The organism is Lutimaribacter marinistellae, from assembly GCF_042648365.1.
GTDB lineage: Bacteria > Pseudomonadota > Alphaproteobacteria > Rhodobacterales > Rhodobacteraceae > Lutimaribacter_A > Lutimaribacter_A marinistellae.
Map to the genome: position 1 here is coordinate 649,179 of NZ_JBHRXI010000010.1, position 23,695 is coordinate 672,873.

Consider the following 23,695-nt stretch of genomic DNA (forward strand, 5'->3'; position numbering starts at 1 on the left):
GCCGCAGATGAAGACCCGCACATTGATCCTCACCAGCCTTGGCCTTCTTACCGCCGGCATGCTCGGTGTCGTCGCCTTTCGCAGTGAACCCGTCGCCGTCGACATGACCACCGCCTCCATCGGCCCGATGCGGGTGACTGTCGATGTCGAGGGCAAGACCCGCATCGCCGAGATCTACGAGGTCTCGGCCCCGATCCGCGGCACCGCGCGCCGCGCTCCCGTCCGCGTCGGCGATGCCGTCACGGGCGGCGAAACCATCGTCGCCATCGTGGAACCCGCAGCCTCGGACCCGCTCGACCCGCGCAGCCGCGTACAGGCCGAGGCCGCCGTGCGCGAGGCCGAAGCCGGGCTGCACATGGCGGAAAGCCATCTGCGCCAGACCGGTGAAGAGCTGGAACTGGCGCAAAGCGAATACAAGCGCGCCAACGAACTGGTCGCGCGCGGCGTCGCCTCTCTCACCCGGCTGGAAAGCGCCGAACAGATGCTTGGCGTGCGCGAGGCGGCGCAGGCCGCCGCCAATTCCGCGCTCGACATGGCGCGCGGCGCGCTGGACCGCGCCCGCGCCGCGCTCGACCCGCCCGCGCCGCTGGGCCAGGCGGGCGAGTCCTGTTGCGTCCGCATCCTCGCTCCGGTGGATGGACGCGTTCTCGAAATCCCGACCATCAGCGCCCGACCCGTCATCGCGGGCACGCGCCTGCTTTCCATCGGTCAGCCCGAAGATCTCGAGATAGTGGCCGAGATCCTTTCCGCCGATGCCGTCCGTCTCGATCCCGGCGACCGCGCGATCGTCGAACGCTGGGGCGGCCCGCATCCGCTCGAGGCCCGGATCGCCAGGATCGAACCGCGCGCCTATACCAAGGTCTCTGCCCTCGGCATCGAGGAACAGCGCGTCGACGTGATCTTCGACCTGCTCTCACCGGTCGAGGATCGGCCCGGCCTTGGACACGGATTCTCCGTCTACCTCCGCGTGGTCGAGTGGGAGAGCGACGCCACCATGCAGGTGCCCCTAAGCGCCCTGTTCCGCCGCGGCTCGGACTGGGCAGTTTTCGTGAACGATGGCGGCAACGCCCGGTTGCGCAAGGTCGAGATCGGCCGCGCCAACGGCCGAACGGTCGAGGTTGTGAACGGGCTCGCAGATGGTGAAGAGGTGCTGCTCCACCCCGGCGAGCGGATCGAGGACGGCACACCGATACGGCGGCGCGCCGAGGGCGGCTGAGATCCGCGTTTCAGGGGGGTACAAAACGCCGAAAGGCGTTTTCCGCACTTGTACAAAACGGTCAATCACCCCTTTCAACCATGTACAAAACGGTCAATTCGGCAGGTACCCCCGGTCAGGTCCACCATTCGTCGATCGCAGCGATGTCCTCGTCGGACCAGCCGAAATGATGCGCGAATTCATGGATGACCACGTGCGAGATCAGCGCATCCAGCTCGACATCCCCCCGGTCGCGCCATTCCGCAAGGATGGGCTGGCGGAACAGCCAGACGATATCGGGCTGCACCACCACGTCAAAGACCGATTTCTCGGTCATCGGGATACCCTCGTAAAGCCCAGTTAAATCAAGGGGATCCGTGATTTCGAGGTCGCGCAGCATCGCGGCGTCAGGCCATTCCGCGACGCGCAACAGTACCGCCCGCGCAGGCCCGCGAAAGGCCTCGGGCAGCGATGCGACTGTCGCCTGCGCAACCTCTTCGAAATGCTCAACCCCCTGCGCCATACCAGATGCTGGGGTCAGCCGCCGCGCAACCGCTGCATGAGGTATACCTCGCTGTCCGACGCCACCGGCTCGGTCAGGTCGGACGCGATGATCCGACCATCGACCGAAACCGAAACGCCCGCCTCGATCGGTTCGGCCAGCCCGGGATAGTCCCGCTTGAGCGCGTCAAGCATCTGGCCAACGGTGGCGGCCTCGACCTCGACCGCCTCCCGCCCCTCGGCAAAGCGCCTGAGACCCGACCACAGATGCACTTCAACCATCTGATTTCAGAGCAGAAAGCACGCGTGGCGGGGACATGGGCAGATGCCGCATCCGGACCTCCGCCGCAGCCGAAACCGCGTTGGCGATGGCCGCAAGCGGCGGACAGATCGAGGTCTCGCCCACGCCCCGCACCCCGTAAGGATGACCGGGATTGGGTACCTCGACGATCACCGTGTCGATCATCGGCAAGTCACTCGCCACCGGGATGCGGTAGTCAAGGAACAGCGGATTCTCCAATCTTCCCGAGGTGTTATAGATGTATTCCTCGTTCAGCGCCCAACCGATCCCCTGCGCGGCGCCACCCTGGTACTGCCCCTCGACATAGGTCGGATGGATCGCCTTGCCAGCGTCCTGGATCACCGTATAGCGGACCACCTTGGTCTTGCCGGTTTCGCGATCCACCTCGGCATCGACGATATGCGTGGCAAAAGACACGCCAGCCCCTTCGGGCGTCGCCTCGTAATGACCCGAAATCGGTCCGCCTGTCCGCCCCATCGAAGCGGTGATCTCGGCCAGCGGCAGCGGATCGAACGCGCCCGCATTGGGCCCCGAGGGTACGGCGCACCCGTTTTCCCATTTCACAGCATCCTCGGGGATGCCCCACTTGGCCGCGGCACGCGCGCACAGACGCCGCACCGCGTCTTCGGCCGCCTTGATCGTGGCAAGGCCCGAGGCATAGGTCACGCGGCTGCCATGGCTTACGTCATTATAGCCCAGTGTCGCAGTGTCAGCGATGGTCACGCGGACGTTTTCATATGGGATTCCAAGAACTTCGGCCGCCATCAACGCCATCGACGCGCGCGAGCCGCCAATGTCCGGCGTGCCCACGGCAAGCTGCACGGTGCCATCCTCGGACAGCGACAGCGAGACCGAGGTTTCGCCACCGTGGTTGAACCAGAACCCGCAGGAGATGCCGCGCCCCTGCCCCGGCTTCAGCGGGGCCAAGTAATGCGGATGCGCCTTGGCGGCCTCCAGAGTCTCAACCAGGCCGATCCGCTCGAAGCGCGGACCATAGCTGGCCTTGGTGCCCTCGTGCGAGGCGTTTTTGAGCCGCACGTCGATCGGGTCAAGGCCAAGCTGGTTGCATAGCTCGTCGATCACCGACTCGGTCGCAAAGGCCGCCATGGGCGAGCCAGGAGCGCGATAGGCTGCCTGTTTGGGGCGGTTGGTCATCACGTCATAGCCCACCTGCCGCACATTGGTCAGGTTGTAGGGCGCAAAGGCGCACATGGCTGTCATGTCACCCGGCGCACCGGGGAAGGCCCCGCCCTGCAGGCGGAAGACACCTTCGGCCGCGGTGATGGTCCCGTCCTTTTTCATGCCGATCTTGACATCCATCGAGGCCGAGGCGGTGGGACCGGTGGCGCGGAACACTTCGTTCCGGCTCATCACGATCTTGACCGGACGGTTGGCCTTGCGCGACAGCGCAAGCGCGACGGGTTCGATGAACACGGTCGTCTTTCCGCCAAAGCCGCCGCCGATTTCCGACGCCGTCACGCGCAACTGCGATGTCTCGATACCAAGAAGCGCCGCGCAGGTTTTCTGCACGACCCAGTGGCCCTGCGTGCAGCACCACAGCTCACCCTTGCCATCCGCGCCCAGAGAGCCGAGGCAGGCATGCGGTTCAATATAGCCCTGGTGCGTTGCCTCGGTGACGAAATGGTCCTCGATCACGAGGTCCGCCTCGGCAAAACCGGCCTCGACATCGCCATGACCGCTCTCATGGTATCGCACGACGTTCGGGTGCATCCCCTCGGGGACGGAGTAATCGGCCGCGCCTTCGCGGATGATCGGTGCGCCGTCCTTCATCGCTTCGTCCACGTCGGTGACGTGGGGCAGAACCTCGTATTCAACCTCGATCAGCTTCACCGCGTCACGCGCGGCCAGCGCGGTCGTGGCGGCAACCGCAGCGATGGCATGCCCGTCATAAAGCGCGGTCTCACCGGCCATGACGTTTTCAAGCACGTTCCAGAACTCTCCCTGGAGTCCCGGCTCGAACGGCACGTCAGCGAAATCGGCGCGGGTGATGACAGCCTTGACGTCCTTCAACGCTTCGGCGCGCGAGATGTCGATCCGCTTGATCCGGGCATGCGCGTGAGGCGAACGCAGGATCGCGCCGTGCAACATGCCCGGCGCATAGGCATCGGCCCCGAACCGGGCGCGCCCGGTGACCTTGTCCAGACCGTCAGGGCGGTTCGGCGTGGTGCCGACATGGAGAAACTGGCTCTTGCGATCGTCGAGTGCCATCAGGCGGCCTCCCTCATCTCGGCGGCCGCATCCATCACGGCGCGAATGATCTTGTCGTATCCTGTGCAGCGGCAAAGGTTGCCTGCCAACCAGTAGCGTACTTGCTCTTCGGTCGGGTCAGGGTGTTTCTCGAGCAGCGCCTTGGCAGCAACGAGGATTCCGGGCGTGCAGATACCGCATTGCAGCGCCGCGTGTTCGATGAACTTGCGCTGAAGCGGGTGGAGCCGTTCGCCATTGGCCATGCCTTCGACCGTGGCAATCTCGGCCCCTTCGGCCTCGGCCCCCAGAACGAGGCAGGAGCAGACGACGCGGCCATTGAGAGTGACCGAGCAGGCCCCGCAGTCGCCGGTGCCGCAGCCCTCCTTGGCGCCGGTCAGGTTCAGCCGGTCGCGCAGAACGTCGAGAAGCGTCTCGCGCGGATCGCAGAGAAACTCCATCTCGTCGCCGTTGACGGTGGTGGTGACGTGGATCTTGCTCATCCGTGATGTCCTTCGATTGTCTCGCCCTTGGCGCGGGCATAGGCGATCCGGGCGGCGCGCTTGGCCATGACACCGGCCACCTCGGTGCGGAACACAACGGTTCCGCGCTTGTCGTCGATCGGGTTGCAGGCCGCCGAGCAGGCCGCCGCGAGCGCGTCGAGCGCCGCGTCGTCGAGAGTGGAGCCGATCAGGGCATCGGCAGCCTCGGCGACCAGCAGCACAGTTGGCGCTACAGCGCCAAGCGATACGCGTGCCTCGGCAATCGTGTCACCGTCAAGGCGGAGGTTCACGGCTGCACCCACCACCGCGATGTCCATTTCGGTACGGGGAATGAACCGCAGATAGGAATCGCCTGCATTCTCGCCGCGCGCCGGGACGTGCAGGGCTGAAATCAGCTCACCCTTGCCCAGCGAGGTCTTGCCGGGACCGGTTGGGATATCCTCGACCTTGACACTGCGTTCGCCTTCGGGGCCGGTAATCGTTGCCGTCACCCCGGCAGCGACCATGGCAGGAACGGAGTCTGCCGCGGGCGACCCGTTGCAGAGATTGCCCGCCATCGTGGCGCGGCCTTGGATCTGGGTCGACCCGATCAGGTCAACCGCTTCGCACAGGCCGGGCCAGTCCGCCTTCAAATCAGCATTTTCGTTCATTTCGGCACCGCTGACCGCGATACCGATTGTCCAACTGCCGTCGCCATTGCGGGTGATCTCGTGCGTTCCGGCGATCTTCTTGACGTCGATCAACGTGTCCGGGGTCACGATATCGGCCCGCAACTGGACAAGAACGTCGGTGCCCCCCGCCAGGAACCGCGTGACGCCCTGGGCCCCGGCGGCCAGTTCCGCCGCCTCGCCGAATGTGGCTGGGCTGTGATATTGCATCCTCTACCTCGCGCGCATCTGCTGCTGATTTGCGGGCGAGGTTAGACCAGCCGTGATGCGCCGTCCATCCGAACTAGAGCTGTCCGCGCAGATGCCAAAGCTCGGGGAAAAGCTCGACCTCGAGCATCCGCCGCAGGTACTGTACGCCGCTCGTTCCACCGGTCCCGCGTTTGAAGCCGATGACGCGTTCGACGGTCGTGACGTGATTGAAGCGCCAGCGCCGGAAATAGTCTTCGAGATCGACCAGCTTCTCGGCCAGTTCGTAGAGATCCCAGTAGCGTTTCGGATCGCGGTACACCTCGGCCCAGGCGTCCTGCACCTGCTGCACGGGTTGGTGCGGCGCCTCGCGGCGATACGTGCCTTCGGGGAAGAACGCCCCTGTCTTTTGCGACAGCGCGTTCAGCGCAACATGATAGAGCGACGGCCGCTGCAATTCCTCGGTCAGCTTGGCGTGCAGGTCAGGGCGATGTTCATGTACTTTCATCATCGAAGTGTTGCGATTGCCCAGCATGTACTCGATCAGCCGGTACTGGTGGGACTGGAACCCGGAGGAGTTGCCGAGGGTCTCACGAAAGGTCGTGTAGTCGCTGGGCGTCATGGTCCGCAAAACATCCCATGCGGAGTTCAACTGGTCGAAGATGCGAGCAACCCGCGTCAGCATCTTGAACGCCGGTCGGAAGTCATCGCCCTTGAGGGTTTCGCGCGCCGCGGAGAGTTCGTGCAACACGAGACGCATCCACAGCTCGCTTGTCTGGTGCTGGATGATGAACAGCATCTCGTCATGCGCATGAGACAGCGGGTGATGCGCTGCCAGGATCTGATCCATGTGTAGATAGTCGCCATAGCTCATGTCCTTGGCATAGGACATCTTGGCGCCCTCGGCGGACGGGTCGTAGCCGGTCTTGTCCTCGCTCATCGGGTCAATCCTTCAGAAGTTCGTCCAGCAGGGGAGAGCCGGGACGGCCCAGTTCCTCGATCACCGAGAAATGGTCGTGACCGGGATCGAACGTGTTGGGCGCGTTCCACGCCTCGGAGATCAGGCGAGTCTGGCGGACGAGTTCAGGCCGCTCGACGGCACCGCACCAGAAATGCAGGGCAAGCCCGTCGCGCGGCTTATGCAAGGCCGGGCTCTGCGCCTCGGCCTCCGTCACGTCAAGCTTCAGCGTTTCGTTCATCCTGGTGCCGATCAACGGGCGCAGGTCGTGAATGCCGCTCACCGACACGACCTTTTCGACGCGGTCCGTCACCGAACTGTCAGCGCAGGCGAGGCGTGATACGAGATGACCGCCGGCGGAATGGCCCACGAGGCGCAAGGGGCCGCCGACCTGTTCGGAAGCGGCATTTACCGCGGCCGCGACCTCGCCCACCATTTGCGTCAGCCGCGCGTCAGGCGCGAGCGTGTAGCTGGGGATCGCAAGCGCCCAGCCGCGTGCCATGGGACCGGCCGCGAAATGCGACCAGAAACTCTTGTCGAGCCGGTGCCAATACCCGCCATGCACGAAAACGACAAGGCCACGCGCCGCGCCCTCGGGGCGGAACAGGTCGAACCGGTTGCGCGGAGCGTCGCCATAGGCCAGATCGATCTCGCCCGTCTCGGCCCGATGCGCAGCGGCGCGCCCGGCCCAGAGTTCCGGCAAGGCGTCCGCGCCTGGGACGTAGCTGGAATTGTCGAAAGCGTCGTTCCAATCGATCATCGGCCATACTCCTCTCTTGCATCAAGCCTACGCCGGAGCGACCCTTCCTTCAAGCTTGAAATTTTATACTTGAAATATGAGACGGAAACTTTCAGCATGAGGCAACCGATGAAGGGAGGGTACCATGCGCATTGCTTGTCTGGGCGGAGGTCCTGCGGGGCTGTATTTTGCGATCTCCATGAAGTTGCGGGACCCCGCGCACGAAGTGACCGTCATCGAGAGGAACAAGGGCGATGACACGTTCGGCTGGGGCGTGGTCCTAAGCGACGACGCCTTGGAAAACCTGACCGAGAACGACCCCAAAAGCGCCGAGATGATCCGCGAGAACTTCGCCTATTGGGACGATATCGCGGTGATTCACAACGGCGTACGCACCGCATCGGGCGGGCATGGATTTGCCGGGATCGGGCGAAAGAAACTGCTTTTGCTGCTGCAGGAACGCGCCCGCGAACTTGGCGTCGACCTGCAATTCCAGACCGAGGCGAAATCCGTCTCGGAATACCAGGAGGAATATGACCTCGTCGTGGCCTGCGACGGTTTGAACTCTCGCGTCAGGCAAGATCTGGAACAGCACTTCAAACCAGACATCGACATGCGTCAGTGCAAGTTCATCTGGCTTGGAACACATCAGAAATTTGACGACGCCTTTACCTTCATCTTCGAGAAGACAGAGCATGGCTGGGTCTGGGTCCACGCCTACCAGTTCGATTCCGACACCGCGACTGTGATCGTCGAATGCAGCCAGGAAACGTGGGATGCCTGGGGCTTTGAGCACATGTCGAAGGAAGAGAGCATCGCCACCTGCGAGCGTATCTTTGCCGACCACCTCGGTGGTCATCCCCTGATGTCCAATGCCAACCACCTGCGCGGCTCGGCGGTCTGGATGAACTTTCCGCGTGTGCTGTGCGAGACATGGCATCACGAGAATGTCGTGCTCATGGGTGATGCGGCGGCGACGGCGCATTTCTCGATCGGCTCGGGCTCCCGCCTTGCCTTCGACAGTGCGATCTCGCTGGCGACCTACCTGCATTCCGAACCGACGCTGGAGCAGGCCTTTCGCCGGTACCAGGACGAACGCCGTCTTGACGTGCTGCGCCTGCAATCGGCGGCGCGGAACTCGCTGGAATGGTTCGAGGAAGTCGAGCGCTATCTCGACATGGATCCGGTTCAATTCAACTATTCGCTGCTGACACGGTCGCAAAGGATCAGTCACGAGAACCTGCGCCTGCGCGACCCTGACTGGCTCCGCTCGGCCGAGGCGTGGTTCCAGACGAACGCAGGAGCAGCGCCCGAACCTGTGCGCCCGCCGATGTTCGCGCCCTTCACGCTGCGCGACATGACGCTCGAGAACCGTATCGTGGTCTCGCCCATGGCGCAGTACAAGGCTGTCGATGGCTGCCCCACCGACTGGCACCTGATCCATTACGGCGAGCGCGCCAAAGGCGGGGCCGGTCTTGTCTACACCGAGATGACATGCGTCAGCGCCGAAGGAAGGATCACGCCGGGTTGCCCCGGCCTGTACGCGCCCGACCATGAAGCCGCGTGGACGCGTCTGGTGAATTTCGTTCATGGTGAAACCAAGGCCAAGATCTGCTGCCAGATCGGCCATTCCGGCCGCAAGGGCTCGACCCAGTTGGGCTGGGACGAGATGGATGCCCCTTTGCCTGGTGACAACTGGCCGCTGATGTCGGCCTCGGCAGTCCCTTGGTCGGACCGCAACCAGACCCCGCGCGAGATGACACGGGCCGATATGGATGCCGTCCGGAACGCGTTCGTTGCGGCGGCTGAAATGGCACAGCGCGCTGGGTTCGACATGATCGAACTGCACGCGGCGCATGGCTACCTTCTGTCGTCCTTCATCTCGCCGGTCTCCAACCATCGGCAGGACGAATACGGCGGATCGCTGGAGAACAGGATGCGCTATCCGCTGGAAGTGTTCAAAGCTGTCCGCGCCGTGTGGCCCGAGACCAAACCGATGTCGGTCCGCATCTCGGCCAATGACTGGGTTGGCGATGATGGCGTCACCCCCGAAGAAGCTGTCGAGATCGCGAAATTGTTCCAACAGGCCGGCGCCGACATCATCGACGTCTCGGCCGGGCAGACCTCGACCGAGGCGCGACCGGTTTATGGCCGGATGTTCCAGACCCCGTTTTCCGACCGCATCCGAAACGACGCGGGAATCGCCACGATGGCGGTCGGCAACATATACGAGGCCGATCACGCCAATTCGATCCTGATGGCCGGACGCGCCGACCTTATCTGCGTCGGGCGTCCGCATCTCGCCGATCCGTACTGGACGCTGCATGAGGGTGCGAAAATCGGGGATCGGCACGCCGACTGGCCCCTGCCCTACCTGGCCGGGCGCGACCAGGCATGGCGGCTGGCCGATCGCGACGCCGAGGCGGAGATCCGGGCGTGAGGGACGAACCCGACAGCAAGGCTCGCCTACGGCTCTGGCTCAAACTGTTGAAGGTGACCCGCGGGATCGAGGCCGAGCTGCGCGAAAGGCTGCGCGTCGAGTTTGCATCGACCCTGCCTCGGTTCGATGTGATGAGCGCGCTTGCCCGCAATTCCGATGGCCTGAAGATGAGCGAGCTGTCCGGTTTGCTCAAGGTTTCGAACGGCAATGTCACCGGCATCGTCGACAGGCTGGTCGAAGACGGTCACGTACAGCGCGAAGCCGTTCCCGGAGACCGCCGGGCAAGCAGGGTGCGGCTGACCGCACAGGGCGAAGCCGAGTTTTCCCGGCAGGCCGCCGAGCATGAAACATGGGTCACAAACCTGCTGCAGGCGCTCGACCCGCAAGAGGCCAGCGACATGACACAAAGATTGAACAGGATCCTGAGGGAGGAAACCCGATGAGCGAGGCAAAACACTTCCAGTGCGAGGTCAAGGACGGTATCGCGCGCGTGGCGCTGAACCGGCCCGAGCGCAAGAACCCGCTGACCTTTGACAGCTACGCCGAGATGCGCGACTGGTTCCGCGACCTTCAATATCGTGACGACGTGAAGGCCGTGATCTTTGGCTCGACCGGCGGCAATTTCAGCTCGGGCGGCGATGTGCACGAGATCATCGGCCCGCTGACCAAGATGAACATGAAGGACCTGCTGGTCTTTACCCGCATGACCGGCGATCTCGTCAAGGCGATGGTGAACTGTGGCAAGCCCATCATCGCGGCCATCGATGGCATCTGCGCCGGAGCCGGAGCGATCATCGCCATGGCCTCGGACCTGCGCATCGCCACCCCCGAGGCCAAGGTGGCCTTTCTGTTCACGCGGGTCGGCCTTGCCGGTTGCGACATGGGCGCCTGCGCCATCCTGCCTCGGATCATCGGCCAGGGCCGCGCGGCGGAACTACTGTATACCGGACGCGCCATGAAGGCCGAAGAAGGTCATGCCTGGGGTTTCCACAACCAGCTTGTGGCTGCTGACGCGCTGGAGACGTCCGCCCGGGAGATGGCCGAGCGTATCTCGGCAGGTCCCAATTTCGGCCACATGATGACCAAGACGATGCTGGCGCAGGAATGGTCGATGTCGATCGAACAGGCGATCGAGGCCGAAGCGCAGGCACAGGCAATCTGCATGCAGACCGAGGATTTCACCCGCGCCTACAACGCCTTTGTCGCCAAGGAAAAACCCATGTTCGAGGGAGATTGAGCCATGCCCGATCGCTCTTTCCTGTCTTGGCCGTTCTTCGAGGATCGGCATCGCGATCTCTCTGCCCGTTTGGAGGAGTGGTGCGCCGACCTGTCGGTGGATCACTCCGACATCGACGCGGCCTGCCGCAAGCTGGTCGCCGATCTTGGCAGTGCCGGTTTCCTGGAACACACCGGCGGAACGCTCGATGTCCGGACGCTCTGCCTGATCCGCGAAACCCTTGCCCGCCAAGACGGCTTGGCCGATTTCGCCTTTGCCATGCAGGGGTTGGGAACCGGCGCCATCTCGCTTTTCGGACGCCCCGATCAAAAGGACGCCTGGTTGCCCCAGACCCGCACGGGCAAGGCAATTTCGGCCTTTGCGCTGACCGAGCCGCAATCTGGTTCGGACGTGGCCAACTCGACCATGACGGCGACCCGCGATGGTGACGATTACGTTCTGAACGGTGAAAAGACGTGGATCTCGAATGGCGGGATCGCGGATGTCTATACCCTGTTTGCCCGCACGGGAGAGGGACCGGGCGCCAAGGGGTTGTCGGCCTTTATCGTGCCCGCCGACCTGCCCGGTTTCGAAGTGGTCGAACGGCTGCAGGTCATGGCCCCGCATCCGCTGGCCACGCTGCGGTTCACCGACGTGCGCATCCCGGCCTCGGCCATGCTGGGCAACCCCGGCGAGGGATTCAAGGTCGCGATGGGCGTGCTCGACGTCTTTCGCTCTACCGTCGCGGCCGCTGCTTTGGGCTTTGCGCGCCGGGCGCTGGACGAGGCATTGGCCCGCGTTGGCAGCCGACAGGTGCAGGGCGCAGCGCTCATCGACCTGCAGATGGTTCAAGGGCATATCGCCGACATGGCGCTGGACGTGGATGCCGCGGCCCTGCTCACCTATCGGGCGGCATGGACCAAGGATGCCGGCGCGCCCCGTGTCAGCCGAGAGGCGGCGATGGCCAAGCTTTATTCGACGGATCACGCGCAGCAGGTCATCGACAAGGCCGTACAGCTTTTTGGCGGGGATGGCGTGCGTGTCGGCATGAAGGTCGAGGAACTGTACCGCGACATTCGCGCCCTGCGCATCTACGAGGGCGCCTCGGACGTGCAGCGTGTCGTGATCGCGCGCCAGACGATGGGCGCGTTTCAAAAAGGGGGGTAAGCGATGTTGGGACCGTCGGCACATGTGGATACGTTCACGCGAGACAACCTGCCGCCGCAGGACCAATGGCCGGACTTCCTGCTCGACGGATTCGATTATCCCGAGCGGCTGAACGCCGGGGTCGAGCTGACGGACGCGATGGTTGGCAAGGGATTTGGCGACCACACCGCGCTGATCGGCAACGGGCGGCGGCGCACCTACAAGGAATTGGCGGACTGGACCAACCGGCTGGCGCATGTGCTGGTGGACGACCTCGGCGTGAAACCGGGCAACCGCGTGCTGATCCGCTCGGCCAACAACCCTGCGATGGTCGCCTGCTGGCTGGCTGCAACCAAGGTCGGCGCTGTCGTGGTCAATACCATGCCGATGCTGCGCAAGGGCGAATTGCTCAAGATCGTGGACAAGGCCGAGATCACCCACGCGCTGTGCGACACGCGGCTGATGGACGAACTGGTGACCTGTGCCAAGGAATCCAGCCACCTGCGGTCGGTCGTCGGCTTTGACGGCACCTCGAACCACGATGCCGAGCTTGACCGGCTGGCCCTGCAGAAACCGGTGCGTTTCGAGGCGGTGCAAACGGGACGCGACGATGTCGCGCTTCTTGGTTTCACCTCGGGCACGACGGGCCAGCCCAAGGCCACGATGCATTTCCACCGCGACCTGCTGATCATCGCCGACGGCTATGCACGCGAGGTGCTCGACGTTCAGCCGGACGATGTGTTCATTGGCTCGCCTCCGCTTGCCTTCACCTTCGGGCTGGGTGGGCTGGCCATATTTCCCCTGCGCTTTGGCGCAGCGGCGACGCTGCTGGAACAGGCGAGCCCGCCCAACATGGTCGAGATCATTCAGGAGTTCAAAGCGACGGTTTGCTTTACCGCGCCGACCGCCTATCGCTTCATGCTCAAGGCGATGGACGAAGGCGCCGATCTGAGCTCATTGCGTGCAGCCGTCTCGGCAGGCGAGACGCTGCCGGCACCGGTTTACGAGGAATGGATCGAGAAGACCGGCAAGCCGATGCTTGACGGGATTGGCGCGACCGAGATGCTGCACATCTTCATCTCGAACCGGTTCGACGACCACCGCCCCGCCTGTACCGGCAAGCCGGTCACCGGCTACGAGGTCAAGATCCTGGCCGAGGACGGCTCCGAAGCACCGCGCGGCGATGTCGGACGGCTTGCCGTGCGCGGCCCGACCGGCTGCCGATACCTCGCCGACGCGCGCCAGCGCGAATATGTGCAGGACGGTTGGAACGTCACAGGCGACAGTTTCGTGATGGACGTCGACGGGTACCTGCATTTCGCCGCGCGCAGCGACGACATGATCCTGTCTGCCGGCTACAACATCGCGGGACCCGAGGTCGAAGCCGCCCTATTGTCACATCCGGCCGTTCTGGAATGCGGCGTGATCGGTGTCTCTGACGAGGCACGTGGGCAGATCGTCGAGGCGCATGTCGTACTGGCCGAGGCGCAAGAGGCCTCGGCCGCGATGGTCAAGCTGCTTCAAGACCACGTCAAGGCGACGATCGCGCCCTACAAGTACCCCCGCAGCGTGAAATTCGTGACCGAGCTGCCAAAGACGCAAACCGGAAAAATTCAGCGCTTTCGCCTGCGCGACGACTGAGAAAGGACCAAGATGCCCCACAAGATCATCCAGCCCGAAGGATGGGCACCTGCAAAAGGCTATGCAAACGGCGTTTTGACCGAGGACGGCCATCTGTTCGTTGGCGGGCAGATCGGCTGGACCGCGGAACAGAAATTCGAGAGCCACGACTTCATCGGACAGATGGAACAAGTGCTCAAGAACATCCTCGCCGTGGTCGAGGCTGCTGGCGGACAGGCCGAACACATCACCCGGCTGACCTGGTATGTCACCGACAAGCGTGAATACATGGCCCGCCAATCCGAAATCGGTGCCGTGTACCGCAAGGTTCTGGGCCGGAATTTCCCGGCCATGGCGATGGTCGTCGTATCGGCGCTGGTCGAGGACGAGGCCCTGCTCGAGATCGAGGCAAATGCGGTGATCCCGAGCTGACGCACAGCAGCGATTGACTTCCTCCAGGGCAGAGCGGGACGGCCGCCCTGCCCTTTTGTTCACAAATCGATTTCGATCACGCCGCCCGGCTTCGCGGCACGGCTCTGACACAGGATCATGGCACCCTCGCGCTGTGCCTTCGACAGGACGAAGTCGCGATGCTCGACTTCGCCCGAGATGACGCCGCACTTGCAGACACCGCAGATTCCATCCGCGCATTTCACGTCCACAGGTATACCGTTCGCGTTCAACACCTCTGCCGCGTCCATATCGGCAGGAACCTCCAGGTCGCGTCCCGACCGGGCAAGCCGCAGGGTAAACGGATGGTTTTCATATTCCGGCTGCTCGGGCACCGAGAAATATTCGAGGTGCCGTGCCTCCTCGGGGAAGCCCTGACGCTCGGCCGCCTCCATGACCGCCTGCATGTAGCGATCCGGTCCGCAGGTATAGACGTGCCATCCCGCTTGATAATCTGCCATAACCGCATCCAGATCGGCGCGGCTGCCCTCGTCCGACACATGAAGATGAACATTCCCGGCCCAGGGAACAGTGTCCAGATCGGCCAGGTATGCCGCGTTCGCACGGCGGCTGACCGAGTAGTGCAGTTCGAAATCCTGGCCCAGAGCATGCAGGCGATGAGCGAAGGCGATCATCGGCGTGATCCCAATACCACCGCCCATCAGCAAGGTTTTGACCGCCGTCTCGTCCAGTTCGAAGTGATTGATCGGCTTCGAGATGAAAACCCTGCGCCCCGGGCTGAAGATGCGGTGCATCAGCTTGGACCCACCTCGCCCGGCATCCTCGCGCAGCACACCGATCTGATAGGTTTCCCGAACCGCCGGGTCGCCCGACATCGAGTATTGGCGCAGGAACTCCGGCGCGACGAGAACATCCAGATGGGCGCCCGCCGTCCACTCGGGCAAGGGCGCACCATCGGGCGCGCGGAACTCGTACTTGGTAACATCGGCCGTCATCTGTTCGACCTTGGCGACTTCGACCCGCATCACCGGTGCGTCGCCCGCAATCTCGTAGCGGTGCAGAACACTGTCGTCGCCCGCGGCAAGCCGTCTCTGATATTCCTCCGCCGAGACCATGGACTCGTAGGCGGCGATCCCGGCCTCGCGATCCATCGGAAAGGGATAGGGCCACGGATGCGGGGCAAGAGGCGCAGGGTAAACGGCAAGGGTCTGATCCTCGTGGCGCAGGTCCAGATCGGTCTGCAGGCCCCTGCGGTTCAGAGGATGCGGTGACGCACGATAGGCCCCATCCTCGGCCAATTCGATATCCCACCACCACTTCTTGGTATCGTTCAGCCCGCCATTGCCGACGGCATCATCGAGTCGCGCCAAGGCCGGCGCCGTAGCGGGCAGGTTCATCGCCGCCCAGCGGAAGGGCCGTTCGGCGAACAGACCTTCGAGATTCCACGGACAGGTCTTCATGCAGCGCCCGCACATCGCGCCACCCTTAGTCGTGATCCGGTAGGTCGCGCATTTCTGACTATCCGATTTCCAGATCTCGTAACCGTTGAACATCCGCTTGGGACCGGCCGTGATCGCGCCTGACGGGCATTCGCGCGCGCATTTGTTGCAGGACTCGCAAAACCGTTGCAGGCCGAAATCGATGGGTTGATCGTGAGCGATCGGCATGTCCGTTGTCACCGCCCCCGATTTCAGGCGCGGACCGAGATAGGGGTTCAGGATTACCTCGCCGATGCGGCTGACCTCGCCCAGACCCGACAACAACAGAAGCGGCGGCTGCAAGACCTCGCCATCCATCACCGTATGCGCCTTGGCCTTGTAGCCGAGGTTGCGGATCTGCTGCGCGATCACCCCGCCCAAAAGCGAAAACCGAAGGTATGCGCGCATCGATTGCGCGACGCTGATCCAGTCGTCGCCGCTTGCCCCCTCCATCGTCTCATAGCCCTGGTCGATGATCATGCTCACCGCCTGGTCATGCGGCGGCACGATCTCCTCGCCGGTCGCGTCATGCGAATACCATGTCCACTCGGGGCATCGGCTGAGGCCCACGGCATCTACACCGAGGAAGTAGCTTGCCGCCTTGAGATTGGCTGCGTTGCGCTCGGCGTCCGTCGGGCACGGTCCCGACGCGCAGTCGCCATCCTGCAGCAGGACAAAGGCCCCCAACGCGCGGCGCTGCGCAAAACTCGGCGCGGACTTGCGAACGTAATGCCCGCCCTTCGCGCCGTCCTGCAGCGCCTTACCCATGTCGCCGAATTGCGCCCGCGCGAACATGTCAGCGCGCTTCGGCACACGCGGCACATTGGGTTCGTCGATATACGTGGTTGGCGTCTCAACGCGCTTGAGCTTTTCGAACGGGTGCGCGCCGTCCATGTAACGCCGCTTGGCAAAGGGATCACGGTTGAGCGCATTCTTGGCGGAGTGCGTGCCCATCCACCACGATGGCCCCTTCGTGGCCGACCATGGCTGCTCCGACATCGGCGCAAGCGGTCGGTCGTAGGCAAGGTCCATCTCGGTGGTCACTGCCGCAAGCCCGAAACGCCGTCCGACCCAAGGCACGACGAGTTGGCCGTTTTCGAGCGTGGCCAGCCCGGCGGCAACCGCCAGACGATTGAGATCCACGTCAGAGGTTGTCGCCGTATGCGCCCGCGCGTCCCACCCAAGCAGGCGGATGTAGTTCGCGATAACGACCGCGTTCTCGGTCGCGCGCAAGCAGGCGCGGTGAGCCTGCGCATCCATGATCCAGTCGCTGCCGGGCTCACTCGGGTCGGGATCGCGGTGGTATTCGTAAAGAAAGACCAGCGCATTGCGATGCGTGTCCATCGGGCCGGGCTGCGCCTCGATACTGTCCTTGAGATCGGCCATGATCACGTCGATGCCAGAGGCGAGCGTCTTGGTCTGCCGCGTCTTCAGCGCCTCGGCCAGACGGTCGATATCGGCATTTCGGCGCGGTTCGGACAACAGCGCCTCGGTGACAAGCGGGCCGCACCCCATCATGGATGCGTCGTTGAAATAGCCAAACGCCTTGAGATGATCGCTGCGGTCCTGCGGGTCGGCGGGAACCTCGGCGCGGGCCGGGTTCACCAGCCCATCGCGGATCGCATCCATCATCGCCTGAAACTCACCCATAGCGTTGACAATGCTCTCGGGCCGTTCAGAGCGCCGGAATTCAAGCGTCGCCATAACCGGAGCACCCAATAGGTCCGGCAGGCCATCCCGGCGGGCCAATCGCTCCAGCGGGTAGGGCCCCATATGCACGGGCCGGTTCCTGTCCGAGAAAAAGCGGATGCTCATGACGGCTCCTTTCGTCGTTCCGGCATTGCTTAGCTTGTCAGGCCGATGATATTCTGTCACCCGAATGAGTGACATCCTGCCCTCCGAACCGCTGCCAAGGGACAACGTGGCGGCGCTTGTCGCCGCCCTACCGCATCCGGGTTTTGCACGCGCTCTGTTGGGATACGTGCGAAGGGCGGCCGATATCGCAAGTTTCGGTGCATTTTACGTGGCCGACATCGCCCGCGCCGACCCGGTGCTGTCCGTGCATTCCGGCGAGATGAGCGCCTATTGGTTCAATCGCAACGCCCAACGCATCCTGGCCAACGATCTGGCGCGCGACGATATCATGGCGCGCATCCACGCAGCCGGACCAGACGGTCTTGCTATCGAACGCTGGCACCCACCGCAGGATGACCCGCGCGCGCCGATCTATGCCCGCGACGGCGTGATCGAGCGCGTCACCGTCTCCTCCCGGTCAGGACGAACCGGCTTCTTGTCGTTCTACCTTCGCGGGGCAGCGTTGGGCTGGCTGATGCCTGAAGAATTCGATCGCCTGCGGGGCGTGCTGCCTTTGGCCCATGAACTGATTGGCCTCAGGCATCGCATCGTAGGGTCCGAGGCGTTCCGCGCGACGACCCGTGAGCGCGCATCGGCCCTGCGCGCACGGGGGGCCGGCCTGTTCACCGACCTGTCCCCGCGCGAGGCGGAAGTCTGCGATCACATCGCGAATGGCGTTGGCGTCAGCGGTACGGCCCTGGCGCTCGGCGTTTCGGAGAACACGGTTCGCACGCTGCGCCGGCGTGCCTATCGCAAGCTGGGTGTTCATTCCGCGCAACAGCTGGTGGCCCTTGCAATGCAGGACGGTGCTACCCCGTGACCAACCCACGCTGATCCTCGCGCCCCATCGACACCAGAAGCGGCGACCCGGTCTGACGGGCCTGGAACTCTGCCTTATCCGACATGCCGGACCAGCCGGTGGCGATAAGCGATTGCGCCACGGCCCCACCCAACGTGGCCCCCGGGCCGGTCACGATGAACATGTCGGGGGCGAATTCGCGGGCGGCTGTCTGGATGGCACGGGTAAAATCGTATGGCTGGGTCACCTGGTGGCCAAGCGTGTAGTCCCACAGGGCTTCGATGTTGCTGGCGTGCGGCCACCAGATCGCGCCGCGCCCGTCGATCAGTGGGCGGTCAGGTTGGGTAAAGAGGTCGGGACCAAGCCGCGCGCGGCCCGCCTCTGCCACCGGCGCCTGCAGCGCCGTATGAAACGCGGCGTGGTTGGCAAGCCGCATCGGAAAGCGGTCCAGTACCACGGGCATCTCGGCCTCGAAGGCATCGAGTCCGGCCGCATCGCCCGCCAGCACGAGCATCCCGCCCAGATCGATGGAGAGGCCCAGCGTGGTCCCCTCACGCGCGTCGACCTCGTCCACTTTGCGCAGGACTTCGGCCCGGCGCGCAGGGTCAGGGCGCCAATCCTCTGCCGTGACGGGATAGACGAGCTGGCCACCGATCAGATGCTCCTGCATCAGCGTGCCCATCGTGTTCACGACACAGAAGCCGTTTTCGGGCGATAGCGCACCCCCAACTGCGAGCGCGCTGTACCATCCCATCGAATTTCCGGTGACCGCGATCACCTCGATTTCGTCGGCAATCGCCTGCGCATCGGCCAGCGTGGCAGAGTAGATCAGCGGCGAGGCCACGTCGCCTCGCGAGTATCGCGCGACCGAGAAACGGTCGGCCCCGTCGAGCACGGTCACGGCCTCCTGCCCGGCTTCGCCCCGCAGGGCATCGAAGGCCCGGAACATGTCCATTCGGCCTGCATGATGGCGATGCAGATACCCCAGTTCGGGCTTGTTATAGGTGCCCCGGCCCGGGCAGATCACGACGGCAGTGCGGGTCATCGCGTGCCCTCCACCAGTTGGCGGGCCGCCGCGACGATGCCCTCCTTGGATGGCAGAGGCGCCGCATAGGCAGGGCCGGTGGCAATGAAACTGTCCTCGGCCACGACGCGGGCGGCGGGAAGTTCTGTTTTCTCGGAAAACAACGTCATCAGCGCCTCGGACTGGCTGCCGGTTCGGCGGCATTCGTCGACAATCAGCACGTGGGCGCATCCCTCGACAGACCTCAGCAGAGCCTCCTCGGGCAGCGGAGCAAGCCAGCGCAGGTCGATCACGCGCGTGCCGATGCCTGCATCCGAGAGATCCGGCAGAGCCTGCTGGGACAGGTAATTTCCATTGCCATAGGTCACGATAGCCAAGTCCTTGCCCTCGCCAACCTGCCCTACCTCGCCCAGCGCGATGCGACGGTCCGGCGCCGGGTACCGCGTCATCCATGCGCCATCCTGCGGGGCCGACAGGTCCCGCATCGGGTAGAGGGCAATGGGCTCGAGGAAAACCACCACGCGCTGTTCTTCGCGCGCAAGCCGGACGCATTCGCGCAGCATCATTGCCGCATCGGCACCGGTCGAGGGGCAGGCCAGGACGATGCCCGGAATGTCCCGCAACACCGCAAGGGAGTTGTCGTTGTGGAAATGCCCGCCGAACCCTTTCTGGTACCCAAGGCCAGCGATCCGCACGATCATCGGGTTGGTGAATTGACCATTGGAAAAGAAGGGCAAAGTGGCCGCCTCTCCGCGCAACTGGTCTTCGGCATTGTGGAGATAGGCAAGGAACTGGATCTCGGGGATCGGGACGAACCCGTTGTGCCCCATGCCGATCGCCAGCCCCAGGATCGACTGTTCGTCGAGCAGCGTATCGATGACCCGGTCCGGCCCGAAGCGCTGCATCAGTTTCTGGGTCACGCCATAGACGCCACCCTTGCGGCCGACATCCTCGCCCATGCAGACGATCTCGCCATGTTCGAGCATCAGGTCGGTCAACGCCCAGTTGATAAGGCGGCTCATCGGTTGCGGATCGTCCATCGCGCGCAAGTCACCGCCAAACGCCGCCTCCCGCGCCTCGGGCGCGGGGCCGTTGGTCGGCTTGCACTCCCGCTTGGGGGGTATCAGGCTCGCCATGACGTCGGCCGCGCTGCGCAGGTGCGGCCTTTTCGCCGCCTCTGCCGCGATCCGGTCGGTGCGCGTGCAGGTCTCCTCGTAGATCCCAAGCGCTTGATCGCGTGCAAGCGCGCCCGCGTCGGCCAGCAGACGCACCGAGTGAAGCAGGGGATCGTTCGCCTCGTCGGCCTCGACCTCGGCCTTTGACAGGTAGGTCGTTGGCACATCCGCCCCCGCATGGCCATAAAGCCGCACGGTGCGCAGGTGCAGAAATGCCGGCTTGCGCCGCGTGCGGACATACTCGGCCGCCTCGCGGGCCACCGCATAGGTCTGGTAGAGGTCGAGACCGTCGGCCTCGAAGTACCGGATACCAGGGCGATGCTGCATCGAGGCCTTGATCCAGCCCGAGGGCGTCTTGACCGAAATTCCGATCCCGTTGTCCTCACACACGAACAAAAGCGGCAGGGGAATGGACTGCACACTTGTCCATCCAGCCGTGTTGATGGCCCCCTGCGCCGTGGAATGGTTCGCCGAGGCGTCGCCAAAGCTGCACATGGCGATTCCGTCTTCGGGAAGGGTACGATGTTCGGGCGGATGCCGCCGCGCCGCACCCAGCGAATAGGCGGCGCCGACCGCCTTGGGCAAGTGACTGGCGATGGTCGAGGTCTGCGGCGGGATCATCAGCGCACGTGACCCAAGTACCTTGTGACGGCCACCCGATGTCGGGTCTTCGCTGGAACAGGCGAAACTCAGCAGCATGTCCCAGGCGATCTGCTGTCCCGGCACCTGATCGGCCCGTGCAATCTGAAACGCGGCGTCCCTGTAGTGCAAAAAGGCGATATCGTCGGGTCGCAGAGCTTGCGCCACCGCGGCCATCCCCTCATGCCCCGAGGAGCCGATGGTATAGAACCCCTGCCCGGCCTTCTGCATTTTGCGTGACGTCCGGTCGAGCGCACGGCTCAGCACCTGCGCGCGAAAGAGCGAGACCGCCTCTGTCGCGCCAAGACCCTTTCGTGGTGCGTGCCCCGAAGGCAGGTCGCCGCGCGCCACGCGGGACAGGAAATTCTGATGAACGATTTCGGCGCGATCCATCTGGACCTCCTGACGTCAGAGTGCGGCGACGGCCCGCGCGATCCGCGCAAGACCGGCCTGCAGCATGTCGGTTCCATAGGCAAAAGACAGGCGGAAATGCCCTTCCATGCCGAACGCCCGCCCCGGCACGACGGCGACGCCCTCGGTATCAAGGAGATGGCGGCAGAAGGCGGGGTCGTCGGGCATCGCATCATGGCAACGCGGAAAGACATAGAACGCGCCCTCTGGCGTCAGACACTCCATGCCTGCCCGGTGCAGCTCGCTCACGACGAGGTCGCGGCGCGACTGCATCGCGTCTCGGCGCTCGGCCAAAAGGTCCTGCGGCCCGGTCAGCGCGGCCAGGGCAGCCGCCTGCGAGATCGACGAGGCGCCGGAGGTGACCTGTCCCTGAACGGCCGTCATCGCCGCGATCAGCGGTTTCGGGCCGATGCCCCAGCCCAGTCGCCAACCAGTCATCGAATAGGCCTTTGACACGCCATTCACCGTTAGCGTTCGATCAGCCAGTTCCGGTGCGGCCGCGACAAACCGCGTGAACGGCACATAGGCCAGATGCTCGTATATCTCATCTGCCAGCACCCAGACATGGGGATGACGTGACAGCACACGCGCAAGGCCTTGCAACTCATCCCGGGAATAGATCGCCCCCGAAGGATTAGACGGCGAGTTGAACATCACCCAGCGCGTGCGCCCGGTGATGGCCCCGGAAAGCTGCTGAGGCGTGACCTTGAAGCCCTGTTCGGGTCCGGCCGACAAAAGCACGGGAACACCACCCGCCAGCCTCACGATATCGGCATAGCTCGTCCAGAACGGCGCGCACATGATCACCTCGTCGCCAGGATCGACCGTTGCCAGCATCGCGTTGGCCAGCACCTGCTTTGCACCTGTCGAGATCACGACTTGGTCAGGGGTGACACCTGCCCCTTCGGCCACCGCGGCCCGCAAGGCCGGAGTTCCGGCCGTCGCCGTGTACCTCGTGGCACCCTCGCGCGCGGCGCGATGGGCCGCGTCTACGACATGCGGGGGCGTGGGAAAGTCCGGCTCGCCGGTGCTCAACGCGATCACGTCGACGCCTTGCACCCGCAACTCGGCCGCGCGCTCGGTGATCTGCACGATTTCCGACAACTCGATGCCGTCAAGCCTCGTGGCACGGCGGAACTGGCTTGTACCCGTCATCCTGTTTCCTTCGACGCATGTTCCATCCGGTCATGCATCGCGCTGGATCGAACCGAAAACAAGTGATAATCCCGGCAAGCCTCATGAGGAAAGCTCATATGATTTCGCCACGACGCTTCCTTCCCTCTATTTCCTCGCTGCTTGCGCTGGAAGCTGTCGATCGGCTCGGCAGCGCGACGGCGGCAGCGGCGGAACTGTCCCTGACGCAAGGTGCCATCAGCCGGCAACTGAAAGCCATGGAGGAGCAGCTCGGCGTCGAACTGATCGACCGGCGGCAGCTGAGACTGACGCTGACGCCCGGTGCGCGTGACTACCTCGCCGTTGCACGTCCCGCCCTGCTGCAGCTTGCGCAGGCTGGGGTGAAACTTGGAACCAATCCGGGCGGAGGAACGCTGGCGCTGTCGATCCTCCCGGCCTTCGGCATGCATTGGCTTGCCCCGAGGCTGAACGATTTCGCGCGCCTCCACCCGGAAATTGCCGTGAACCTCTCCACCCGGTTGCGGCCCTTCGATTTCGCGGTCGATCCTTTCGACGCGGCCATCCATTTCGGCAGGCGCGACTGGCCGGGGGTCGAGTATATGCCGATCATGACAGAGGTCGTGCTCCCGGTCTGCGCCCCCGGCGTGTTGTCACACGATGTCGGCGCACCCGGCAATCTGGCCAACGCGCCGCTGCTGCACCTCGATACGCGCCCCGAAGCCTGGGCGCAGTGGTTCGCCAATCACGGCCTGACACCACCTGTTACCGGCGGCGGAATACGGTTCGATCAGTTCTCGACGATGGTGCAGGCGACGCTTTACGGGCTCGGCGTGTCGCTGTTGCCGAGTTACCTTGTCGAGCACGAGATCGAGCGTGGACGATTGATCGAGGCGTGCAACACAGCGCCGCTCAGCCTTGGCAAGTACTTCCTCGTCTGGCCCAGCGGCCGCCCAGTCCCGGCACCGCTTCGAGCGTTTCGAAACTGGCTCGAAACCCAGATCGACGGCGAAACGTAAGGAAAAGGCGGGCTCCCGCACCCGCGCCAGTCCGGCTTTGCCGAACCGGCTGGCGGCTTTGGGCCGGGCGCCGCGC

20 protein-coding genes are annotated in these 23,695 nt (G+C 64.1%); 9 read left to right on the forward strand and 11 right to left on the reverse strand.

Annotated elements, in window-relative coordinates:
• Nucleotides 1–7: 7 nt before the first annotated feature.
• Nucleotides 8–1,216, forward strand: coding sequence for an efflux RND transporter periplasmic adaptor subunit (locus tag ACFORG_RS11825; protein WP_386735705.1), 1,209 nt, complete (start codon nucleotides 8–10; stop codon nucleotides 1,214–1,216).
• A 115-nt stretch (nucleotides 1,217–1,331) separates the two neighbouring features.
• On the opposite strand, the gene ACFORG_RS11830 is transcribed toward ACFORG_RS11825, so the two are convergent.
• From ACFORG_RS11830 to ACFORG_RS11860, 7 genes are all read right to left on the reverse strand, one after another.
• Complete coding sequence (locus tag ACFORG_RS11830; protein WP_386735707.1) at nucleotides 1,332–1,718, reverse strand: metallopeptidase family protein; 387 nt, start codon at nucleotides 1,716–1,718, stop codon at nucleotides 1,332–1,334.
• Between the two features lie 14 nt (nucleotides 1,719–1,732).
• Entirely contained in the window at nucleotides 1,733–1,978 is a 246-nt protein-coding gene (locus ACFORG_RS11835) for a MoaD/ThiS family protein (protein WP_386735708.1), read from the reverse strand.
• Nucleotides 1,971–4,226, reverse strand: a complete 2,256-nt coding sequence (locus ACFORG_RS11840; protein ID WP_386735710.1) for a xanthine dehydrogenase family protein molybdopterin-binding subunit — start codon at nucleotides 4,224–4,226, stop codon at nucleotides 1,971–1,973. The genes ACFORG_RS11835 and ACFORG_RS11840 overlap by 8 nt, the downstream gene beginning before the upstream one ends.
• Complete coding sequence (locus ACFORG_RS11845) at nucleotides 4,226–4,705, reverse strand: (2Fe-2S)-binding protein (RefSeq protein WP_386735712.1); 480 nt, start codon at nucleotides 4,703–4,705, stop codon at nucleotides 4,226–4,228. The genes ACFORG_RS11840 and ACFORG_RS11845 overlap by 1 nt, the downstream gene beginning before the upstream one ends.
• Nucleotides 4,702–5,583 carry an FAD binding domain-containing protein gene (locus ACFORG_RS11850; RefSeq protein WP_386735714.1) on the reverse strand — a complete coding sequence of 294 codons (882 nt, stop codon included), beginning with the start codon at nucleotides 5,581–5,583 and terminating at the stop codon, nucleotides 4,702–4,704. Before ACFORG_RS11850 ends, ACFORG_RS11845 begins: the two co-directional genes overlap by 4 nt.
• 73 nt (nucleotides 5,584–5,656) lie before the next feature.
• Nucleotides 5,657–6,499 (reverse strand): tryptophan 2,3-dioxygenase, encoded by an 843-nt coding sequence (gene kynA, locus ACFORG_RS11855; RefSeq protein WP_386735716.1) that lies wholly within the window; start codon nucleotides 6,497–6,499, stop codon nucleotides 5,657–5,659.
• A gap of 4 nt (nucleotides 6,500–6,503) precedes the next feature.
• Nucleotides 6,504–7,277, reverse strand: coding sequence for an alpha/beta hydrolase (locus ACFORG_RS11860; RefSeq protein ID WP_386735718.1), 774 nt, complete (start codon nucleotides 7,275–7,277; stop codon nucleotides 6,504–6,506).
• Between the two features lie 124 nt (nucleotides 7,278–7,401).
• Between ACFORG_RS11860 and ACFORG_RS11865 the strand changes: the two genes are divergently transcribed.
• Genes ACFORG_RS11865 through ACFORG_RS11890 form a run of 6 tightly spaced genes read left to right on the forward strand, consistent with a single transcriptional unit; the run spans nucleotide 7,402 to nucleotide 14,110 of the window.
• The gene (locus ACFORG_RS11865; RefSeq protein ID WP_386735719.1) at nucleotides 7,402–9,696 is read left to right on the forward strand and encodes a bifunctional salicylyl-CoA 5-hydroxylase/oxidoreductase; all 2,295 of its coding nucleotides are present in this window, start codon (nucleotides 7,402–7,404) and stop codon (nucleotides 9,694–9,696) included.
• A complete protein-coding gene (locus ACFORG_RS11870) occupies nucleotides 9,651–10,139 on the forward strand; it encodes a MarR family winged helix-turn-helix transcriptional regulator (protein ID WP_386735720.1) in 489 nt (162 codons plus the stop codon). The genes ACFORG_RS11865 and ACFORG_RS11870 overlap by 46 nt, the downstream gene beginning before the upstream one ends.
• The gene (locus ACFORG_RS11875) at nucleotides 10,136–10,933 is read left to right on the forward strand and encodes an enoyl-CoA hydratase family protein (RefSeq protein WP_386735721.1); all 798 of its coding nucleotides are present in this window, start codon (nucleotides 10,136–10,138) and stop codon (nucleotides 10,931–10,933) included. The genes ACFORG_RS11870 and ACFORG_RS11875 overlap by 4 nt, the downstream gene beginning before the upstream one ends.
• 3 nt (nucleotides 10,934–10,936) lie before the next feature.
• Nucleotides 10,937–12,079, forward strand: coding sequence for an acyl-CoA dehydrogenase family protein (locus tag ACFORG_RS11880; RefSeq protein ID WP_386735722.1), 1,143 nt, complete (start codon nucleotides 10,937–10,939; stop codon nucleotides 12,077–12,079).
• Nucleotides 12,080–12,082: 3 nt separating this feature from the next.
• Nucleotides 12,083–13,699: an AMP-binding protein gene (locus tag ACFORG_RS11885; RefSeq protein WP_386735723.1), complete on the forward strand. Its 1,617-nt coding sequence runs from the start codon at nucleotides 12,083–12,085 to the stop codon at nucleotides 13,697–13,699.
• Between the two features lie 12 nt (nucleotides 13,700–13,711).
• Entirely contained in the window at nucleotides 13,712–14,110 is a 399-nt protein-coding gene (locus ACFORG_RS11890) for a RidA family protein (protein ID WP_386735724.1), read from the forward strand.
• A gap of 59 nt (nucleotides 14,111–14,169) precedes the next feature.
• On the opposite strand, the gene ACFORG_RS11895 is transcribed toward ACFORG_RS11890, so the two are convergent.
• Nucleotides 14,170–17,382: a reductive dehalogenase gene (locus ACFORG_RS11895; protein WP_386735725.1), complete on the reverse strand. Its 3,213-nt coding sequence runs from the start codon at nucleotides 17,380–17,382 to the stop codon at nucleotides 14,170–14,172.
• A gap of 64 nt (nucleotides 17,383–17,446) precedes the next feature.
• On the opposite strand from ACFORG_RS11895, the gene ACFORG_RS11900 reads away from it, so the two are divergent.
• A complete protein-coding gene (locus ACFORG_RS11900; RefSeq protein WP_386735726.1) occupies nucleotides 17,447–18,241 on the forward strand; it encodes a helix-turn-helix transcriptional regulator in 795 nt (264 codons plus the stop codon).
• On the opposite strand, the gene ACFORG_RS11905 is transcribed toward ACFORG_RS11900, so the two are convergent.
• The 3 genes from ACFORG_RS11905 to ACFORG_RS11915 are packed head-to-tail and all read right to left on the reverse strand — an operon-like array spanning nucleotide 18,231 to nucleotide 22,624.
• Nucleotides 18,231–19,265, reverse strand: a complete 1,035-nt coding sequence (locus ACFORG_RS11905) for an ACP S-malonyltransferase (protein ID WP_386735727.1) — start codon at nucleotides 19,263–19,265, stop codon at nucleotides 18,231–18,233. The two genes, ACFORG_RS11900 and ACFORG_RS11905, sit on opposite strands and share 11 nt — an antisense overlap.
• On the reverse strand, nucleotides 19,262–21,451 hold the full coding sequence (locus ACFORG_RS11910) for a dehydrogenase E1 component subunit alpha/beta (RefSeq protein WP_386735728.1): 2,190 nt from the start codon (nucleotides 21,449–21,451) through the stop codon (nucleotides 19,262–19,264). The genes ACFORG_RS11905 and ACFORG_RS11910 overlap by 4 nt, the downstream gene beginning before the upstream one ends.
• A gap of 15 nt (nucleotides 21,452–21,466) precedes the next feature.
• Nucleotides 21,467–22,624, reverse strand: coding sequence for a pyridoxal phosphate-dependent aminotransferase (locus ACFORG_RS11915; protein ID WP_386735729.1), 1,158 nt, complete (start codon nucleotides 22,622–22,624; stop codon nucleotides 21,467–21,469).
• A 98-nt stretch (nucleotides 22,625–22,722) separates the two neighbouring features.
• Here ACFORG_RS11915 and ACFORG_RS11920 point away from each other — a divergent pair, with 98 nt between their 5' ends.
• Nucleotides 22,723–23,619, forward strand: a complete 897-nt coding sequence (locus tag ACFORG_RS11920; protein WP_386735730.1) for a LysR substrate-binding domain-containing protein — start codon at nucleotides 22,723–22,725, stop codon at nucleotides 23,617–23,619.
• Nucleotides 23,620–23,695 lie beyond the last annotated feature (76 nt).